The sequence below is a fragment of the Solibacillus sp. FSL W8-0474 genome, from assembly GCF_038004065.1.
Lineage (GTDB): Bacteria > Bacillota > Bacilli > Bacillales_A > Planococcaceae > Solibacillus > Solibacillus faecavium.
In genome coordinates this window covers 1,445,039-1,464,588 of sequence record NZ_JBBOQJ010000001.1, presented here as the reverse complement: position 1 = coordinate 1,464,588, position 19,550 = coordinate 1,445,039, and the positions used below count along the sequence as shown (strand labels likewise).

The window sequence follows — 19,550 nt, the reverse complement described above, 5'->3', positions numbered from 1 at the left end:
CCCTCTCCTCAAGAGCGCTTTCTTTAAATTAAATACTTACCTTAGAACTAATCACTTCTTGAGACACGTTAACAATGACATCTTCAGGAATTCGGAAACTTAGTGAAGACGGGTCATTTTGAACAGCCGGTACGAGTTGAGGAATCTCAGCTGCATCGATATTAAACTCGTCAAAGCTTGCAGGTAAATTGACAGCATTTCGTAATTCAACAATTACATTAATGCACTCATCCAATGTTTCCTGAGGATTTGCCTCATTCGGAACTACACCTAACGCAGGGGCAAATGCATTAATTTTCGGTAAATACACACCAGACAGGTTTTTCATTACACTTGGCATTAACACAGCATTTGCTAAACCGTGTGGAATGCCGTATCTCGCACCATACGTGTGAGCTATATTGTGGATCGGAATATTAGCCATTGCCGATTGGAAACTTGTAATCGCCATTGCACTTGCCTGAAGCATATTCGCACGTGCTGCAACGTTTTTCCCTTCATGCACTGCTGTTGTTAAATTTGCGACAATAATTTTGGCCGCATGCAGGGCAAACGCATCTGAAAAATTCGTCGCTTTTGTTGAGAAAAACCCTTCCACTGCATGTGTTAATGCGTCCATACCTGTAAAAGCGGTTACTCTTGGCGGTAAACCAACCGTTAAATCCGGGTCTAACAACGCAATATCTGAAGTTAAATACGGATTCATTAAATTGCATTTCAGGTTCAGCATTTCATTGAATACTACTGAAATGCTGGAGATTTCAGCACCCGTACCGGCAGTTGTCGGAATCGAAATGTGCGGAATCCCTAACGGCTTGGCATCTGGCCAAACTTCCAACACATTCCCCGTCAGTACATATTCCACCTGATTCACCTTATTATAGAGGGCCCATTTAACTGTTTTAGCTGTATCTAAAACACTTCCCCCGCCAATAGCAATAATGGAGTCACCATTACATTCTTTGAAATATTTCAAGCCTCTATTAATATTGCTCGATTTAGCATCCTGCTGAATATCATCAAATACACCAGCAAGCTTTATGCCCGGAACCATATCAAATAAGCTCTTAATTTTTTGCGTTAAGCCTGCATCTGTTAACCCTTTGTCAGAAAATAATACAGGACGCTTTCCGCCTAACCCTTGAATTAAATCCGGCACTAAAACGTGTGAACCTGCGCCGCTTCGGATTTCAGGGCGATGAGTGAATTCAAAATAAGAAGTTGTTTTCATCATATCTCTCCATTCTTTTTGTTAATCTATTTCGCCTTGGCGTAATCAGATTAGAAAATTAAACCTAAAGCCGGGCGCTGCGAATTTTCTGTCGTTAATGACGTACAAATATTTTTCAGCTCTGTGTAATCGTCAAATACTTGTGCTCCTTGCTCACGACCAACTCCACTTTGCTTATAGCCACCAAATGGAGCATCTGTACGGAAAATATGCCAGTCATTAATCCAAATTGTTCCGGCCTTAATTTTCGTTGCAATTTCATTTGCTTTTGTCACATCACGACCCCAAACGCCGCCTGTTAATCCGTATTCAGTATCATTTGCGATGGCAATTGCCTCTTCTTCTGTTGAATATTTAATGACAGAAAGAACTGGACCGAATATTTCTTCTCGTGCAATTTTCATATCATTTGTAACATCTGCAAAGATAGTCGGCTCGATAAAGAAACCATTCTCCAGTCCCGGCTCTGTTGCACGTTTACCACCACATACAAGTCTTGCTCCCTCATCGATGCCGGATTGAATATAATCAAGAATTTTATTCATTTGTGATTCAGAAATGACTGGTCCCATTCCTGTAGCCATATCAAGCGGTTGACCGAGTTTAATCTTCTTACTCGTTTCAGCTAGCTGATGAACGACGATATCATAAATGGACTCATGGACAATTAAACGTGTACTCGCTTCACATACTTGCCCTGAATGGAAAAATACACCGAGCAGAATTCCTGGAATAGCCACTTCCAGATCAACATCCGGAAGAACAATTGCAGGAGCCTTCCCTCCAAGTTCAAGCGTAACTTTCTTCACTGTACCTGCAGCTTGCGCCATAATTTTCCGACCTACTTCTGTAGATCCTGTAAACGCAACCTTCGATACATCCGGATGTGTTACAAGTGCATCACCTACTTCAGCCCCTGGACCTGTTACGACATTGATAACACCTGGTGGAATACCTGCTTCAACTGCCAATTGGGCAAGCTTTAATGTACCTAATGGTGTATTTGAAGCTGGCTTAATAATAATGGAGTTCCCCATAGCAATAGCTGGTGCAATTTTCCACATTGCCAATACTAATGGGAAGTTAAATGGCGTAATAGCCGCCACTACCCCTAGTGGCTCGCGAACAAGTAAGCTGCGATTCGCCCCTAGTTGTTCATTAACAGGCAGTGCCTTTACCGCTTCATATTTCAGTGATAAATCTGCCGTCTGTGTAAGAGACAGTATTAACTGACGAATATCCGCCCCCCCTAGTTTACGCAGTGTCGCTCCAGTACTAATGCCTTCCAAAAAGATGATTTCCTGTGCATGCTGTTTAATCTTCCCCGCAAACCGCATCATAATTTGGGCACGTTCTGCCTGAGTTTTTCCTGACCAAACACCGGATTCAAATACTTCTTTCGCATTTTGAACTGCCATGTTCACATCGTCGGCATTTCCTTTTGAAACTTTCGCAACTACCTCTGATGTCGCCGGATTGATTACATCAAAGAATTCACCTGAAGCTGATGGTGTCCATTCACCATTAATAAACTGTGGAAAAATCTTCACTTGTACTTCTGTCGTCATCTTCCATCCCCCTTTAAATAAAAAACGATATTCTGTAAAGCATCTTGCCTGAATTTTTTATACTTCTTCAAAAACAACTTCTGTATCGTAGATTTCTTCCAGTGTTTTTCCTTTTGCACGTGAAAGAACCATTAAACGCGCCTGCAATTGTTTCATCGCAAACTCCATTGATTTTCCTGCTTCAATTCCAAGGCTTGTTACTGTTTCGCCTTCTTTTCGTTCTGTTAGCATCATTGCAATCGGTAACAGCTCCTGAAGTCTTTGCTGTACGCGTTCAAACAAATCCAGTTCAGGATTTTCACTAATTAAACGCTGAATAAGGAAAGTACCAAAGCCGATATGGCGTCCTTCGTCACGCTTTACATTTCGAATTCCTGAAATAAATCCTGGGAACAGATTGACCTTTGATAATGCTTCATGGAAGAACCAGTAACCTGTTTCAGCTAATACGCCTTCTGCAAAAATATTGTAAGTAACCGCTGCGTCTATCATCGCTTCAGGTGATTGATCGTCAATTAATTTCCCCATAACCTCCGGCAGCGTTTCATCAAATAACTTCCGATAGCCTGGAGATAGTAAATGCGTCAAATCTTCGGTAACACCGATTTCTTCCAAGAACAGACTGAAAAACTCAGCATGCTTTGCTTCTTCAAAAAGGAATGTCGTTAAATAAGACTCTTCTTCAAACCAGCCCTTTTTGGAAACTGCCATAATCATTGGCAGGATATCTTGTGTTACCGCTTCTTCGCCACCAATGAATTGAGCAAATTGCGTCAAAACCTCTAATTGTTGCTCTTCCGATAGCTTCTTCCAGTCTTCTTTATCTTGGCTAAAATCGATATCTACCGGATTCCAAATACCGAATTTCTTCGCCTTTTGATACAAATTGTACGGAAGTGAATTTTTGTTAATTTGCTGTTTTGTCGTAACATATTCTCTCATTGCTTTGTCCCCCTTAAATTTATGTTTTGATGCATTCTATTAAAAACGCATAAAAAATAGAGATTTTCACTGTAAATTAGTAGTTACCACAACAACTTTTACGAAATGAATCTCTCTTGTCTGTCTAAGAAGCCTAATTAAAGCCTTTATTTCTTAATTTCGAAAAACGCTTTTACTTTTACTTCTGCATCTTCATTTATTGCTTCAGCCTCACAAATCCAGCGATCATCCTTTTCATCGACAACCCGGCCTTGCACCGTTATTTTCTCACCGGGTCTTGTCATCGCTTTAAATCGTGCTGTAAATTTTCTCAGATCCTTCGCCTCAAACCATTGTCCAATTGCCTGACCGACGAAGCCCATAACTAACATGCCATGTGCAATGACTCCACCTAAACCAGCTGCTTCCCCATAAGGTACAACAGTATGAATTTGGTTGAAATCTCCGGATGCGCCTGCATATCGAACAAGCTGTGTATGCGTTATTTCTTCCTTTTGTAAAGGTTCAAGCGTATAGCCGATCTCCATAGAATCCCTCCTAGTGCCTTTCAATAATTGTAGAACGACTAATTAGTATCGTTTCACCCTGTTCGTCCAAATAGTCCTTGCGTAAGACAAAAAAGTTCATGGAGGCTTTCGTATATGCTTTTTCAATAACGCCATGTACAGTAATATTTTCATCAGGTATGATTTCTCTGAAATATTCATACTCCTGCTCACCGTGCAGTACCTTCTTCATATTCAAATTTAAAAGTTCAGATGAGGAGGAATCCCCGCCCCAAAAATCAATGACTGTTGGGAAGGTAGGTGGGACAGCTTCACCATTCAAATACTCTTCCTTCAAATCTCCAATCGCTAATGCTAGTTCTCTGATTTTTCCTTTTTCTACTCTAAAGGTATAGGACTCTATTTTCATACCAACTTTTTCCTCAAGCTCTGTACTCAAGTAAACTCACCTCCTTAAAAGTTATTAATAGGTAAATGGAGTTCCATTATTTGATGTGTGCTGGCGATGCCGTTTTCATATATTCTTTATGAATTTGAGCAGCAATAATATTTTTCTGAATTTCGGATGTGCCTTCATAAATTTTTGTAATACGTGCATCACGATAATATCGTTCAATCGGGAAATCTTTCATATAGCCTATACCACCATGGATTTGAACAGCTTTATCCGCTATACGGTTATAAATTTCTGACCCGAGAAGTTTTGCCATCGCTGCCTCTTTAATGACATTCATATCCTGATCCACCATCCAAGCTACCCGATACGTAAAGGCTCTTAATGTTTCAATATCCATTGCCATTTCTGCCAAGTAGTGTTGAATGATCTGCTGCTCAAAGATCGGTTTACCAAACTGTTCACGCTCATGCGCATATTTGACGGATAACTCAAATAGCTTTTGCGATGAGCCCAAATTCCTTGCAGCTAGTCCTGCACGGCCATTTGCTAAAATTTTCAGGGCATTGACGTAGCCTAAACCTTCTACGCCCAGCACATTTTCGATCGGAACTTCACAATCCTCAAAAAAGATTTCAGAAGAATGTGATCCACGAAGACCCATCTTTTCTTCTGTTTTTCCGATGATAAAACCTGGAGAGTTTCTATCTACAAGGAAGGAAGTAATTCCTTTTGCGCCTTTACTTGGGTCCGTGACAGCCATTACCGTAAAGAGATCGGCAATGGATGCATTCGTAATATAATGCTTCGAGCCATTAAGAATATATTTATCACCTTTGCGAACGGCTGTTGTTTTTAATGCAACCGCATTGGAACCTGCACTTGGTTCCGTTAAAGCAAATGCACCAATAATGTCACCCGACGCCATGCCCGGTAAATATCTTCGCTTCTGCTCTTCCGTTCCCATATCTACAATTCCGACCGTTCCAATACCTGTATGTGCACCGATTACAGTTGTGTATCCGTTGGACGTACGCCCGATTTCTTCATAGATACCGCATTTGCCGACCATATCAATGCCTGTACCACCATATTCTGCTGGGATACTTAGGCCAAATAATCCAATATCCTGCGTCATTTTCATAATATGTTCCGGAATGTGATCATCTCGATCAATTTGTCCAGCAAGTGGATCCACTACATTGTCTATGAAATCTCTAATGGATTTTTTCATTTCCATTAAATCCGGCGATAGCTGAAAGTCCATTTTTCTCCCCCTTTACAATTTTGCTGTTAATCCTTTTACACTAATGGTTCATATGGGAAAACGTCTGCACTGACTTCAAGAGGTGTAAAACTTGATTGAAGTGAACCTTTAATTGCACTTAAACTGTCGACGGACCAACCGTCTGCATTGAATACCGAACGGACGGGACGCGGCTGCGAAAATACCATAATTTCCTTCCCTCGTACACCAAAAATTTGTCCGGAAACATCGGCTGCCTCATCCGAACTTAAAAAACCAACTAATGGGGCAATATGGGCTGGCGAAAGCTGTTTAAGCCTTTCAACTCTTAGTTTTTCATCATCTGTTTCTGCAGGAATTGTCCCAATTAAACGGCTCCATGCAAATGGGGCTATCGCATTAGACGTTACATTATAGCGAGCCATATCCAACGCTGTACTTTTACTCAACCCGACAACTCCTAACTTGGCAGCTGAATAATTCGCCTGGCCAACATTTCCGATTAAACCTGAAGTGGAAGTAAAATGAATAAAGCGCCCACTTTTTTGCTCTTTAAAGTATGGGGCTGCAGCTCGGGTCATATTAAACGATCCTTTTAAATGGACTGCAATGACCGCATCCCATTCTGCCTCACTCATTTTAAATAGCATCCGGTCCCTTAAAATACCTGCATTGTTTACAACGATATCCAATCGTCCAAATCTTGATAAAGCTGTATCTATAATATTTGAAGCAGATTCATAGTCAGCAACAGAATCATAGTTGGCAACAGCTTCTCCGCCCAGCTCCAGTATTTCCTGAACTACTTCATCTGCAATTTTGGAATCATTTCCTTTACCGTCTGATCCCCCACCTAAATCATTGATTACAACTTTTGCTCCTTCTTTTGCTAGAAGCAGAGCAATATCTCGTCCAATCCCTCGGCCAGAACCTGTGACAATCGCCACCTTATCCTTTAAGTTAGCCAAAATAACACCCTTTCTCGTTTAAAAGTTAGTAGGTTAAAGAATCCTATCGCTGCAATTGTTCTAATTCCTCGTATAGAGCAGTTCGGAATTTTGGGTGAGCAATGGCAATTAAGTTTTCTGCTCTCTCTTTTAGGGATTTCCCAAACAATTTTGCAATGCCATACTCTGTGACAACGTAGTCCACTTCAGACTTTAACGAAGTCACATACTGTGTATGCACCTTTATACGCGATACCGTCCCGTTTTGTGCCGTAGAAGGCAGGGCAATAATTGATCTTCCACCTGGGGAAAGCTTTGATCCTCGGATAAAATCCATCTGCCCGCCAACTCCCGCCACTACATGGCTTTCATCAAATTGCTCTGCATTTATTTGACCCGATAAACTGACTTCCAGCGCCGAGTTGATTGAATAGAAATTGCTTATTTTCGATATTATGGCTGCATTGTGTGTGTAATTTATCGGGTAAAGTTCAATACGTTCGTTGCGATGACAAAAATCATACAACTCATTCGTCCCAGTAAGGGTTGTACAGACGGTTCGATTACGGTTGATTTCTTTCCGCTCGTTTGTAACGACACCGACCTTTATCAAATCCATAATATCGTCAGTAAGAGAACCGGAATGCACTCCTAAACCTACTTTCGAATGAAGTGATTGAACAATCCCGGTAGCAATTTTACCAACACCGACTTGGATCGTTGCATAATCAGGTATGAGTGTTGCAACGTACCGGCCAATTTCTAAGTCCTCCTCAGAAGTCCGGCTATTACGAATTGTAAGTAACGGCCGGTCGGAAGGAACAAAATAACTAATGTTTGATACATGAACAAGCGTTTCCCCGGCTGTTTCAGGAAGATTGCTATTTACTTCTGCAATTACAATCTTCGCCTCTTTGATCAATGTCTGAACTACATCTACAGAAAGACCAAGATTACAAAACCCACTTTCATTTGGTGGTGAAACCTGGATGAGCGCAACATCGATATTCTCTTCATTGATCCACCGAGGAATTTCCGAGAAGTTCACTGGAAGATAATCACATATGTTATTTTCATAAGCCTTTTGCAGTAAAGGTGAACTTAAAAATGTCCGAATGCTAAAGTGAGGATGACAGGCTGCATCCGCATATTTACATGGGCTGCCTAAAACGATGGAATATAGTGAAATCCCTTGCAAACGCGCCTTTTGACGTATTAACTCTTCAACAAGTGCTTGAGGTTCATTGCACATTGGCGCCAAAAAAATCGTTTGAAAGGACTCAATTTGATGGATTGCTTTTTCTGTGGTGGTACACTTTTCTATATAAATTTGTTTCCAATCTGATTGGACCATCTCGATCAACTCCGGCTCGTTCTACAACTGCATATTTTCAATAATTGTCGTAATACCTAGACCGCCGCCAATGCAGAATGTTGCTAAACCATACTTTTCTCCGCGTCTTTCCATTTCATGAAGCAGCTTTGTCATTAAAACTCCGCCCGTGCCTCCAATTGGATGACCAAGGGCGATCGCTCCTCCATTTACATTAACGCGGTTTATATCAAGACCAAGTTCTTTAATAACCGCTAAAGATTGTGCAGCAAAGGCTTCATTCAATTCGATCAACCCTATTTGATCCAGTGTTAAGCCCGCTATTTTCAACGCTTTTCTCGTTGCCGGCGCAGGGCCAATTCCCATTATTTCCGGTGAAACCCCTGCCACAGCCTGCGCAATAATTTTTGCTTTAGGCTTTTTATCATAACGAGCAGCCGCTTCTTCAGACATCAGCATGATAACACCCGCGCCATCATTTCGACCGCTTGTATTGCCAGCAGTTACGGTGCCGTTTTCTTTAAAGACAGGCTTTAACTGGGCTAACTTTTGATAAGTTGTTTCTCTAGGATGCTCGTCTACTTTAAATTCGACTATTCCTTTTTTCGTCTTGACTTCAAAAGGTACAATTTGCTGCGTAAACAAACCTGATTCAATGGCTCTTTTCGCATTTTCCTGGCTTCTTAAAGCAAACTCATCCTGTTCACTACGAGAAATGGAGTACTTTTCAGCTAAATTTTCCGCTGTCATCCCCATCGTTAAAGCTCCATACGTTTCAATAGGTTGTGCCCGTGGCTGACTTTCCGTGTTTGAATCCAGAATTTCACCGTTTCCTGCACCATAACCGTAACGGGCATTTCGCAAATAATACGGTGCTGTGCTCATACTTTCAGCTCCACCAGCAATAATGATGTCCGATAAACCACACATAATTTGCTGTGCACCGCTATTCATTGCCTGCAGACCTGAGCCACATTGCCGATGAACTGTGTATCCTGTAATCTCAATCGGAAAGCCGGCACGTAAAAGCGCCAAGCGAGCTAAATTGGGCGAGTCTGTACTTTGCTTCGCCTGCCCAAGAATGACTTCATCGATTTCACTTTTACTGATACCGGTACGGACGACGATTTCATCCAGCACTTTTGCCGCGAGATAATCAACCTCTACATTTTTCAATGTCTCTCCCATCCGGCCAACTGCTGTACGAACAGAATCTATTATTACGGCATTTTTCATTTTCATCTCACCTCGCAAATTCTTACTCTTTGGTACTATTACAGCCCCATATTTTTAGCAATAATAACTTTCATAATCTCATTGGAACCTGCGAAAATCGGTGTGACAGCAATATCTCTAAAACGTCTCGCAATCTTGTATTCTTCCATATAGCCGTAGCCACCATGTAATTGCATACACTCTGCAGAGATTTTCCGGGCCATATCCGTCACCCACCACTTGGCCATTGATACTTCCGTCACAATTTCCTGTCCGTCTAAATGGCGCATAATTAAATCATCCACAAATGTTTGACCGATTTGTACTTGCGTCGCAATTTCAGCTAATACGAATTGTGTATTTTGGAATTTGCCAATTGGTTTACCAAATGCCTCTCGCTCTTTAACATATTGTAAAGTCAGATCTAGCATATCCTTAGCAGCTGTAATAGCGCCCACTGCAGTAAGTAGTCGTTCTTGTTGTAATTTTTGCATTAAATACAAGAAACCTTTTCCTTCTTCTCCAAGCAAGTTTTCTGCAGGAACTCTAACATTCTCGAATATTAATTCTGCTGTATCCTGACTATGCATACCAACCTTGTCTAACTTTCTGCCGCGTGAAAATCCTTCCATCCCTCGTTCAATAATCATTAAGCTTACCCCGTTATGGGCAGGTACCGCTTTTGGATCAGTTTTGCAGGCGATGATGATTACATCTGAAAGAATTCCGTTTGTAATGAAGGTTTTTGTACCATTAACAATATAGTCAGAACCATCTTTAATCGCTGTAGTAGTAATTTTCTGCAAATCAGATCCAGCACCTGGCTCTGTCATTGCAATGGCAGAAATCCATTCACCACTAACAAACTTCGGCAAGTACTTCATCTTCTGCTCTTCTGTACCAAATGACGTGATATAAGGTGTTACGACATTACTATGCAAACCAATGCCACTTAAGCCGCCGCCAACTTTAGACAGTTCTTCTGATAGAACTACATCAAAAATAAAGTCTAGCCCTGTTCCACCATACTTTTCCTCAACGCTTGGACATAAAAATCCTTGGCTGCCTAGCTTTGTCCATAATTCACGGGGAACAATGCGATCTTCTTCCCATTGTGTAAAATAAGGTTCAATTTCTTTTTCTATAAATTTTTTAAGAGATTCCCTAAACATAATATGTTCATCATTTAAGAACGTACGTGATTCTTTTCTTGATTTCGTCATTGTTTTATTCATATTCTTCACACTCTCTTCTTCATGTTATTTTTTATAGTTTTATCTATTTGAAAGCGATTACATAACTTATGGATATTCTATTAACTATGAAATTAATTCTTATATTATTCCTAATTTTATTAATACTTTTGATCTATATTTTTTCTATAATTGTGGCATTCGCCATACCCATTCCTTCGCAAATCGCAAGTAAGCCATAGCGTTGGTTATTGCGCTCCATCCGATAAAGCATCGAAGTTAATAGCTTTGTCCCTGTTGCGCCAAGTGGATGACCAAGTGCAATCGCACCGCCGTCTGGATTTAATTTGTCCAAATCCGCTCCAAGTTCTTTTGCCCAAACAATCGGCACAGGGGCAAATGCTTCATTTACTTCATAAGTATCCATATCTTCAATTGTTAAATTCGCTTTTTCAAGTACACGTTTTGTCGCTTCAATCGGTCCAGTTAGCATAAGTGTAGGATCAGAACCTACGACTGTGCGTGCAATGATTTTCGCCATCGGTTTCACACCAAGCTCCTTCGCTTTTTCACTGGACATAATGAGTACAGCTGATGCACCATCACTCATTTGTGAAGAAGTTCCCGCAGAAATTAATCCGCCTTCCTTAAATACCTTTTTCAAGCCTTGCAGTACCTCAACTGTTGTTCCTGGTCTCGGTCCTTCGTCGGTATCCACGTCTCCAACCGGCACAATTTCGTCTTTGAAGTTACCCGCTTTAATCGCATTGATGGCCCGTTCTTGGCTGAGCACAGAGTATTCGTTAATTTCCTGTTCTGTTAACTCCCATTGTTCTGCAATCCGCTCTGCTGATAACCCTTGATTAATAAGCTCGTATTTTTTTATACGTTCGCTTTTGCCTCTCCCTTGAACATTCGATCCCATCGGTACTCGGCTCATGCTTTCAATCCCACCTGCAATGACAATGTCCATATCACCTGCTAAAATCGCCTGCGCTGCAAAATGAACTGCTTGTAGACTTGATCCACATTGTCGGTCTATCGTAACACCCGGTACCTCGATCGGAAAGCCTGCCATCAGTGCTGCTACACGTGCAATATTTCCACCCTGCTCCAGTGTTTGTGTCACACAGCCAAAAATAACATCCTCCACAAGCGCCTTGTCAATTCCCGCTCGTTTTACTACATCCTCTAGAACATCTGCTGCTAAGTCATCTGCTCTTACCTCTGCTAATACTCCATTTCTTCTACCAACTGGTGTGCGCGTTGCAGCTACAATTACCGCTTCTATCATACACTTATTCCCCCTTTGAAATTAATTGGCTGATACTGGTTTCGTTCTATCTCCTTGTTGAAAAATGGTGGAACCCTTTACTCCAAATTCACTATATGTTGCATAAACAAAAAAATTACAACCTACCAGATGAATATTTAATAGTACTCTTATCTTATATATATAAATTTCGTTTAAATTATTCTAAATATAGTAATATTTTTAAATAATAAAATCCGTAAAACTTCAGCAATTATTATCGGACCAATAACATCGTGAAGAATCCATCAAAATGTCAATATAATATTTACAGCATTTCTTGAAACTGATTTTAATTATTGTGGAAGTTAAAGAATACGTTAGAAACAAGAATAGAATGAACACCAATAGATTTCACTTGAACATATTCCTCATGAATATTTCCCTTTCTAATGCTTTCAATACAATAGGAACTTATAACCACTTCCACAAACATTGAAAAGTTTTTTCTTCGTTTAGATTTTTTGGCATTTTAATTTGAAGTAAACAAAAAGCAAGTACTTCGTATTACACGAAATACTTGCTCCTTATCTACTTTGGATATACTTTTTCAAATCTGTCACATACAGTTAGCATTTCTTCTGTAAACGTCAACTCATATTCAGGCAGTATTCGGCCAAAGAAAGCGATATGCGCTTCTTTCCATTCTTCATACGACCCTTCCCCTTCAGCTAATGCGAAATCAACAGGCACTTCGTTGAATGGATAAACTTCTATTGAATAGGTTTTTATAATGGCAACCGGTTCATCCTGACTATTTAATACAATTTGATAGTCACCTACTTTTGGTAATGCCTCCCCTTCCAATTCGTACAATGGAAAGCTTGAACAAGTTGCCGTTTTAGTGCCTGCAACAACGAGGCTAGCCAACCAATCCGCTTTCTCTCCAAATTGAAATGCTTCCTTGTAACGTATATTTGATAAGCCTTCCATCTCACAATACTGCTGCCAATATGTATCAATCTTGTTCATCATTGTAACTCCTTCTTTCAATCTTATAATTACTAGATATTTACTACAAAAACTTAAAATACCTATTTAAACAAATTTAACATATATCATTACTTTCCAATACTAAATATATGTTAGTATTTAGTTAATTGCGATAAAGGAGTGTGAAACTACTATGGATTACATTGAAACTTTACGACAATACGTTGGAGAAAGACCTATCATTGCACCTGGATCTGCCGTAATTATTTTAAATAATAACAACGAGTTATTGTTACAATTACGGGAAGATACTAATGATTGGGGTCTACCGGGTGGCGGCATGGAGCTTGGTGACAGCTTTGAAGAAACTGCCCAAAAAGAATTACATGAAGAAACTGGTTTAAACGCCGAGGAATTGAAATTAATCGGCATAGCCTCCGGAAAAGAAACCTATTACAAATACCCAAATGGCGATGAAATTTATAATGCTACCGCTATATATGAAGCAGTAAAAATTACAGGGAAACTTAAGGAAAAGGATGAAACGAAGGACCTGCAATATTTCCCTTTAGATAACCTTCCACATTTGAATTACATTTCTAAAATCTTTCTCAAAAAGGTTGGATATATTTCATAAGAGTAAAGTTGACGGAAACGCTGCACTATTTGCGTTTCCGTTTTCTGTTTCAAATCATACTTACACCATGTTCATTTATTTGCAGCACTGTTTTAAGATATAGTTTTAAAGCATCTAGCTGACCTTGTGTATCTGCTTCCTCTTTTCCAGCGAGATGTGTTTCCAGTAACAATCCGTCCACATTAATCATAAAAGTAGCAATCGTACATAGCCACTGTATCGGTTGAAAAGTTAGAGAGATATTCATTTTAACTGGAACTATTTACCAAACAATACGTCAAACTTAAAAATGATAAAGGGGGCGGTATAATGTTCATCTTGTTTCTGATTGTTGCAATTCTTTGTATATTTCCTATAGTAATTCTTTATTACTGGGGAAGTGATTCAGGAAAACCATCAAAGTTAAGTATCATTTTCTTAGGTTTAACTGCTGCTATTTGGACCAGCTTTTTGACAGGAGTTTTCACACTTTTACCTGATAGGCTGGAAAATGTATTATGGGAAGGTAGCTGGATCGGAATACTAATTCTAGGTTTCATAGCGTTTTTATATGAATTTAAAAAGAATAAGGCATACGCATTTTCCGCGTTAATTATTTGCTTGATTAATGGTAGTTTTTATATGCTTGCAAGATTATTTTCGAGTATGTAAGTTTATGTTGAAAATCTCTCTGTTTAAGGAGGGGCGGTTTATATAGGCTGGGAACTTTCTCTTTTTCAGGTGGAGCGTTCTCCTTTTGCCCACAATCATTTTACTTTCCGCCGCTCCCGTTCTACTTTCCACTGCCTCCGTTCTACTTTTAAGCTAAAACTTTCTAATTGCATGCTCATGTTTCATTTTGGGACAGAACTTTTATTTTCCCTTTTTACAAATTTGCGTTACGATAAGAGGTGGATGCAATTTAGATTGGAGGATGTCTTCCTTATGACAACGAAACAATTACAAAAAGATGCGATGCGCGTTCTAAAAGAGACGAGCCGTACATTTTATATCCCCATTACCTTTTTAGAAAAAGAATTAAAACTAACGGTTGCAGCAGCATACTTAGCGATGCGTGCCATTGACGAGATTGAAGATCATGAAGAAGTATCAAATGAAGTAAAACATGCAACACTTTTAAAGGTTGCAGACCTATTAAAGGCCCCTTCTTTCGATAATAATGCTTATTTAGATGCATTGGCTCCTGTAAAGGGAAAAATGCCGGAAGTGACACTTCGTTTAGCAGACTGGCTACAAGTGTGCCCACAAGGCGCATTACCGATTGTAACGTCTGCAACAAGTGAAATGGCTGAAGGTATGGCGAAATGGGCATTGGCAAACTGGCAAGTACATACAAAAGAAGATTTAGATGACTATACGTATTACGTAGCTGGGTTAGTCGGTGTTATGCTTTCAGAGCTTTGGGAATGGAGTGCAGGTACGAAAACAGACCGCGAGCTTGCGATTGGCTATGGTCGGGGATTACAGGCAGTCAATATTTTACGAAACGAGCAAGAGGATTTAGATGAGCGTGGTGTAAGCTTCGTTCCAGACGGCTGGACTCGTACCGAACTATTTGCTTATGCAGAGGAAAACCTGGCAAAAGCCGATCTTTATATGAAAGATTTAGACAAACGTTCGATTAAACTATTCTGTAAGTTACCTTTAGCATTAGCGCATAAAACATTACAAGCAATGCGTGAAGGTCGCGATAAAATGTCACGTGCAGAGGTAGAAGCAACAGTTGAAGAAGTACAGGCAGACTAAAAATATGAGCTGGAACATAATTTTTTTTAGCTCTCGTAAAAAGGAGAGATTGCACATTGCAATTTCTCCTTTTTACATTTCATCATGAAAATATATGGTACAAAGTAATTCCCTCGCACCATATCCCCCTCTATAGCAACCTTCAAGAGAATATCATTTTTATGTAACCTTCTTGCTAAATCTAGGGGGAAAATAAGTTGATTCACTCATAACCTTCAAACAAATTTCACCAGATGCTGCGCTTTGTAAATATTAACCTTATATGGAATGAAAAATAGTTGTTCGGAGTGAAGGAGGCGACTCCCAGGGGACAAGCAAAATTTATTTTGCGACGAGTAATCGCAGGAGCAATTATTTATGCGACGAGTAACCGCAGGAGCAGGTGGGAGAGACGTAAGGAACAAAAGCTAAAAACGCCACGTCCTGTGGCAACGCTTTTGTGACCAACATCCTGTTGGCCTCGTGCCCCCAGGAAAGCGTCCGCCGTAACGGAGAACAACGGCTTAGAAGTAGACACAAAATAAAGCCTTTCAAAATTTACTCATCGTAAAATTTGAAAGACTTTTGATTTTAAGGCGAGTTTTGTCCCAGCCTCTTCATTTTACAAAATCAATGAAATTGCAACACTGATTATTGCACACAGCCCAACATATGTGAACGAAATAATATGTCGGCCCTTTTCTCTTCTAAACCAAAATTCCAAAAGACCACGAACCATAAATAGCAACATAATAAATGCAAATAATAGTGAATATAGTGTAATTTGGTCAAATAAGTTAACTGTAACGAATGATAAAAATAAGAAGCAAAGTACAATTTCTAATAGGAAATGCCAAATACCAACGTACTGATCCATAAATTTTTCATTTTTTTCGATATTAAATTTTTTACGTAAGTTTAAATCCAGCAAACCTGCTACTATAAATGCTGCGATGATTACTACAATTAGCACAAGCGACTTCCCCTCTATATCTCTGTTTGTAAATAATGCTGGCGTGATTCTTCAGGTACTAAATCGCCACCCGTTGACCAAATGATATGTGTTGCATTCTCCATCTTATCTGCAAGCCCATGCTTTTTAATATAAGAAGTACCTTGCATCATCAATTCAATCGGTCCATAAACTCCGGCATGTGCTGATGGTTCCATAAAAATATTTTCCGTTTCAAACATGCCTTTTAAACTTCTAAATAAAAAGCTATCATCCACAGTATAGCATCCACTAATTACGGATTCCATCAATGTCCCGACAAAACGTGAAGGACGACCTACTGCTAACCCGTCCGCTTCTGTCTGATTAGTTAAACCGATATCATTCACACTAATGTTGTCATGCAAGCCTGTCATCATACCTAAGAGCATACTTGGTGAAGCAAAAGGCTCTGCGAAGAAAATATGAACAAAATCTCCGTATATTTGCTTTAGGCAGTATGCAATACCTCCCGGAGCACCTCCAACACCACAAGGTAAATAAACGAATAACGGATGACCTGCATCCACTTTAATTTTTGCCTGCTTAAGTTGTTCTTCCAGGCGCAGACCAGCTACGGCATAGCCTAAAAATAAATCCATTGAATTTTCGTCATCTATAAAGTGGCAAGTTTCATCCTGCTCTGCAGCTTTCCGCCCATTTTCCACTGCTGACGTGTAATCTGATTCATATTCAATTACTTCAACGCCTTTTTCTCTCAGCAAATCTTTTTTCCACTCTTTCGCCTCGCTAGACATATGCACAGTTACTTGAAAACCTAACTCTGCACTGATAATACCTATACTTAACCCTAAATTACCGGTAGATCCAACTGCTACTTTATAACGACTGAAAAATTGGCGGAATTCATCACTATAGAACTTTTCGTAATTGTCATCCTCTGTAATGAGATCGGCTTCTATTGCCAATTTTTCGGCATGACTTAGCACTTCATAAATTCCACCGCGTGCTTTAATCGAACCGGCAATTGGCAAAGCATGATCACATTTCAAGTATAATGTGCCCGGTATGTTAAAACCACGTCGACCTTCAATCAGCTTTTTCATCGCTGCAATTTCTTTTAATTCGGATTCGATAATACCCTTTGAAAACTTTGTTATTGGAAAAGCAGCCTGTATATAAGAAGAAAAGCGCTGTAGTCTTTTTTCCGCATCCCGTATCATATCCATTGTAATGTTTTCGTTCTCTTGTTTTCCACTCGTCAATTTTTCATTTTCCCAGAAAACATATTGTTCTGTCTGTAGTTTTTCAATAAGTGGAAATTGCATTAATAATTCATTTATATTTAACTTTTGTTTGTTCATTTAATTATTCCTCCCTATGAAAAATCGCTCGTTCACAAATTTGTCGAAATTTAAGTTCAAACTCTAAATTATTTTCTTCTGTACGTTTTTTAGGCCCTTTCGTACGACCCCCTGCACGTCTTATTTTCGCACTTTCAAAGCGATATGCCAACAGTTGATCGATATTGTCAGACGTCAGTTCTTTGCCGTTATGATTAACAACTATCCCGCCCTTCGCAATACACATCGCGGCAAGCCCATAATCCCCCGTAATGACAATATCTCCTCGTTTTAATACACTTAAAAGCTTAAAGTCGACTGAATCAGGTCCTTTGTCGACAATAATTGTTTTTATATTTTCACGTTCTATACGATGTGATGTATCGCAGAACAAGATTGGTTCAATCTCATATTGAGATGAAATAAATAGCGCCAAATCAACAACGGGACACGCATCTGCATCAATTAATAGGTGTAAAATAATTTTTCATCCTTTCAGATATTGGTTAAAATAAATTATTCTAATATAATATTTTTTGGTATTTATTGTTTCTAACATCGTTATAACAAGGTCATGTCACTTTAAAATGTAATTGAATTGTCCGATAATTCATACTAATGTATACTTATTAATTCATTTGGAGGTTACACAATGACGACAATTTCAACTAAGACAAATGCACAACAATATGTTGATGGTGTATTTTTAAAATTAAAAGAAAAGAACGCACATCAAATAGAATTCATCCAAGCTGCAGAGGAAATTTTTATATCATTAGTACCTGTATTCGAGCAACATCCTGAATACATTCAACATAACATTTTAGAACGTATTATAGAGCCTGATCGCATTATATCATTCCGTGTAGCATGGCAAGATGATCAAAACCAAGTACAAGTAAACCGTGGCTACCGTGTACAATACAACAACGTAATCGGACCATATAAAGGCGGTTTACGCTTCCATCCGACTGTAAACGAATCTATCATGAAATTTTTAGCGTTCGAACAAATATTCAAAAATGCTTTAACTGGCCAGGCAATCGGTGGTGGTAAAGGTGGTTCAGACTTTAATCCAAAAGGAAAATCCGATGCAGAGATTATGCGTTTCTGCCAAGCATTCATGACAGAATTATACCGCTATGTCGGTCCGGATGTCGATGTTCCGGCTGGAGATATTGGTGTTGGCGCGCGTGAAATCGGCTATTTATGGGGCCAATACAAGCGTATTCGAGGTGCATATGAAGCAGGCGTTTTAACAGGCAAGAAACCTGGCTATGGTGGTTCTTTAGGTCGTAAGGAAGCTACAGGTTATGGGTTAGTCTATTTTGTTGAAGAGATGTTACGTGAGGTAAAACAATCCTTCATAAACCAAAAAGTCGTTGTTTCCGGTTCAGGAAACGTGGCAATTTATGCAATTGAAAAAGCACAGCATTTCGGTGCAAAAGTTGTTGCTTGCTCAGACTCTTCAGGCTACATTTACGATCCAGAAGGGATTGATTTAAAAATTGTAAAAGATTTAAAAGAAGTCCAAGGTAAGCGTATTAAAGAATATGTTACACACCGTCCAAACGCAACTTATACAGAAGGCTGCGATGGAATTTGGACAATTCCATGTGACATTGCCCTACCTTGTGCTACGCAAAATGAAATCAACGGTGAACAGGCACGTACTCTAATTGCGAATGGCGTAAAAGTAGTAGCAGAAGGTGCCAATATGCCGTCTAATTTAGATGCTATTAATGAATTTTTAGCTAGCGATGTATTATTTGGACCTGGTAAAGCTGCAAATGCAGGCGGTGTTGCAGTATCAGCACTAGAAATGGCTCAAAATTCAGGACGTAATTATTGGTCTGAACAAGAAGTAGACAGCAAATTGCATGACATTATGAAGTCAATTTTCAATGAAAGCTCTGAAGCTGCAAAGAAATACGGCTATGCAGGAAATTTAGTTGTAGGATCAAACATTGCCGGCTTTATTAAAGTAGCAAACGGAATGCTTGTAGAAGGCGTATATTAAACAGAAAAAGAACCTTGGACAAAACGAAAAACATCTATTTTTTCAAAGAAAAA

Annotated in this window: 20 protein-coding genes; 4 read left to right on the top strand and 16 right to left on the bottom strand. The window is 39.5% G+C overall.

The window, feature by feature from the left end:
- Positions 1–28: 28 nt before the first annotated feature.
- From NYE67_RS07165 to NYE67_RS07110, 12 genes are all read right to left on the bottom strand, one after another.
- Complete coding sequence (locus tag NYE67_RS07165) at positions 29–1,231, bottom strand: iron-containing alcohol dehydrogenase (RefSeq protein ID WP_340727542.1); 1,203 nt, start codon at positions 1,229–1,231, stop codon at positions 29–31.
- A gap of 50 nt (positions 1,232–1,281) precedes the next feature.
- Complete coding sequence (locus NYE67_RS07160) at positions 1,282–2,799, bottom strand: aldehyde dehydrogenase family protein (protein ID WP_340727541.1); 1,518 nt, start codon at positions 2,797–2,799, stop codon at positions 1,282–1,284.
- 57 nt (positions 2,800–2,856) lie between these two features.
- The gene (locus tag NYE67_RS07155) at positions 2,857–3,741 is read right to left on the bottom strand and encodes a R2-like ligand-binding oxidase (protein ID WP_340727540.1); all 885 of its coding nucleotides are present in this window, start codon (positions 3,739–3,741) and stop codon (positions 2,857–2,859) included.
- Positions 3,742–3,887: 146 nt separating this feature from the next.
- Positions 3,888–4,268: a MaoC/PaaZ C-terminal domain-containing protein gene (locus NYE67_RS07150; RefSeq protein WP_191699376.1), complete on the bottom strand. Its 381-nt coding sequence runs from the start codon at positions 4,266–4,268 to the stop codon at positions 3,888–3,890.
- Between the two features lie 10 nt (positions 4,269–4,278).
- A complete protein-coding gene (locus NYE67_RS07145; protein WP_191699377.1) occupies positions 4,279–4,686 on the bottom strand; it encodes an FAS1-like dehydratase domain-containing protein in 408 nt (135 codons plus the stop codon).
- Between the two features lie 46 nt (positions 4,687–4,732).
- Positions 4,733–5,908 (bottom strand): acyl-CoA dehydrogenase family protein, encoded by a 1,176-nt coding sequence (locus NYE67_RS07140; protein ID WP_340727539.1) that lies wholly within the window; start codon positions 5,906–5,908, stop codon positions 4,733–4,735.
- 35 nt (positions 5,909–5,943) lie between these two features.
- Positions 5,944–6,855 carry an SDR family NAD(P)-dependent oxidoreductase gene (locus NYE67_RS07135; protein ID WP_340727538.1) on the bottom strand — a complete coding sequence of 304 codons (912 nt, stop codon included), beginning with the start codon at positions 6,853–6,855 and terminating at the stop codon, positions 5,944–5,946.
- A 43-nt stretch (positions 6,856–6,898) separates the two neighbouring features.
- Entirely contained in the window at positions 6,899–8,188 is a 1,290-nt protein-coding gene (locus NYE67_RS07130; protein WP_340727537.1) for an acetyl-CoA hydrolase/transferase family protein, read from the bottom strand.
- Between the two features lie 21 nt (positions 8,189–8,209).
- The gene (locus NYE67_RS07125) at positions 8,210–9,403 is read right to left on the bottom strand and encodes a thiolase family protein (protein WP_340727536.1); all 1,194 of its coding nucleotides are present in this window, start codon (positions 9,401–9,403) and stop codon (positions 8,210–8,212) included.
- Between the two features lie 38 nt (positions 9,404–9,441).
- Positions 9,442–10,617: an acyl-CoA dehydrogenase family protein gene (locus NYE67_RS07120; RefSeq protein WP_340727535.1), complete on the bottom strand. Its 1,176-nt coding sequence runs from the start codon at positions 10,615–10,617 to the stop codon at positions 9,442–9,444.
- Positions 10,618–10,750: 133 nt separating this feature from the next.
- On the bottom strand, positions 10,751–11,869 hold the full coding sequence (locus NYE67_RS07115) for a thiolase family protein (protein WP_340727534.1): 1,119 nt from the start codon (positions 11,867–11,869) through the stop codon (positions 10,751–10,753).
- A 549-nt stretch (positions 11,870–12,418) separates the two neighbouring features.
- A complete protein-coding gene (locus NYE67_RS07110) occupies positions 12,419–12,859 on the bottom strand; it encodes an ASCH domain-containing protein (RefSeq protein ID WP_340727533.1) in 441 nt (146 codons plus the stop codon).
- Positions 12,860–13,013: 154 nt separating this feature from the next.
- On the opposite strand from NYE67_RS07110, the gene NYE67_RS07105 reads away from it, so the two are divergent.
- Positions 13,014–13,457, top strand: a complete 444-nt coding sequence (locus NYE67_RS07105) for an NUDIX hydrolase (protein ID WP_340727532.1) — start codon at positions 13,014–13,016, stop codon at positions 13,455–13,457.
- Between the two features lie 49 nt (positions 13,458–13,506).
- Here the strand turns inward: NYE67_RS07105 and NYE67_RS07100 are convergent, their stop codons facing one another.
- Positions 13,507–13,647 carry a hypothetical protein gene (locus NYE67_RS07100; protein ID WP_340727531.1) on the bottom strand — a complete coding sequence of 47 codons (141 nt, stop codon included), beginning with the start codon at positions 13,645–13,647 and terminating at the stop codon, positions 13,507–13,509.
- 119 nt (positions 13,648–13,766) lie between these two features.
- Here NYE67_RS07100 and NYE67_RS07095 point away from each other — a divergent pair, with 119 nt between their 5' ends.
- Both NYE67_RS07095 and NYE67_RS07090 read left to right on the top strand, forming a co-directional pair.
- Complete coding sequence (locus tag NYE67_RS07095) at positions 13,767–14,108, top strand: hypothetical protein (RefSeq protein WP_340727530.1); 342 nt, start codon at positions 13,767–13,769, stop codon at positions 14,106–14,108.
- A gap of 273 nt (positions 14,109–14,381) precedes the next feature.
- On the top strand, positions 14,382–15,203 hold the full coding sequence (locus tag NYE67_RS07090) for a squalene/phytoene synthase family protein (RefSeq protein ID WP_340727529.1): 822 nt from the start codon (positions 14,382–14,384) through the stop codon (positions 15,201–15,203).
- Between the two features lie 601 nt (positions 15,204–15,804).
- Here the strand turns inward: NYE67_RS07090 and NYE67_RS07085 are convergent.
- Genes NYE67_RS07085 through NYE67_RS07075 form a run of 3 tightly spaced genes read right to left on the bottom strand, consistent with a single transcriptional unit; the run spans position 15,805 to position 17,913 of the window.
- Positions 15,805–16,155, bottom strand: a complete 351-nt coding sequence (locus NYE67_RS07085) for a DUF4181 domain-containing protein (RefSeq protein ID WP_340729577.1) — start codon at positions 16,153–16,155, stop codon at positions 15,805–15,807.
- A 14-nt stretch (positions 16,156–16,169) separates the two neighbouring features.
- Positions 16,170–17,498, bottom strand: coding sequence for a D-serine ammonia-lyase (locus NYE67_RS07080; RefSeq protein ID WP_340729576.1), 1,329 nt, complete (start codon positions 17,496–17,498; stop codon positions 16,170–16,172).
- 4 nt (positions 17,499–17,502) lie between these two features.
- Positions 17,503–17,913, bottom strand: coding sequence for a YaiI/YqxD family protein (locus NYE67_RS07075; protein WP_340727526.1), 411 nt, complete (start codon positions 17,911–17,913; stop codon positions 17,503–17,505).
- A gap of 216 nt (positions 17,914–18,129) precedes the next feature.
- Between NYE67_RS07075 and gdhA the strand changes: the two genes are divergently transcribed.
- Entirely contained in the window at positions 18,130–19,497 is a 1,368-nt protein-coding gene (gene gdhA / locus NYE67_RS07070; protein WP_340727525.1) for an NADP-specific glutamate dehydrogenase, read from the top strand.
- Positions 19,498–19,550: the final 53 nt, after the last annotated feature.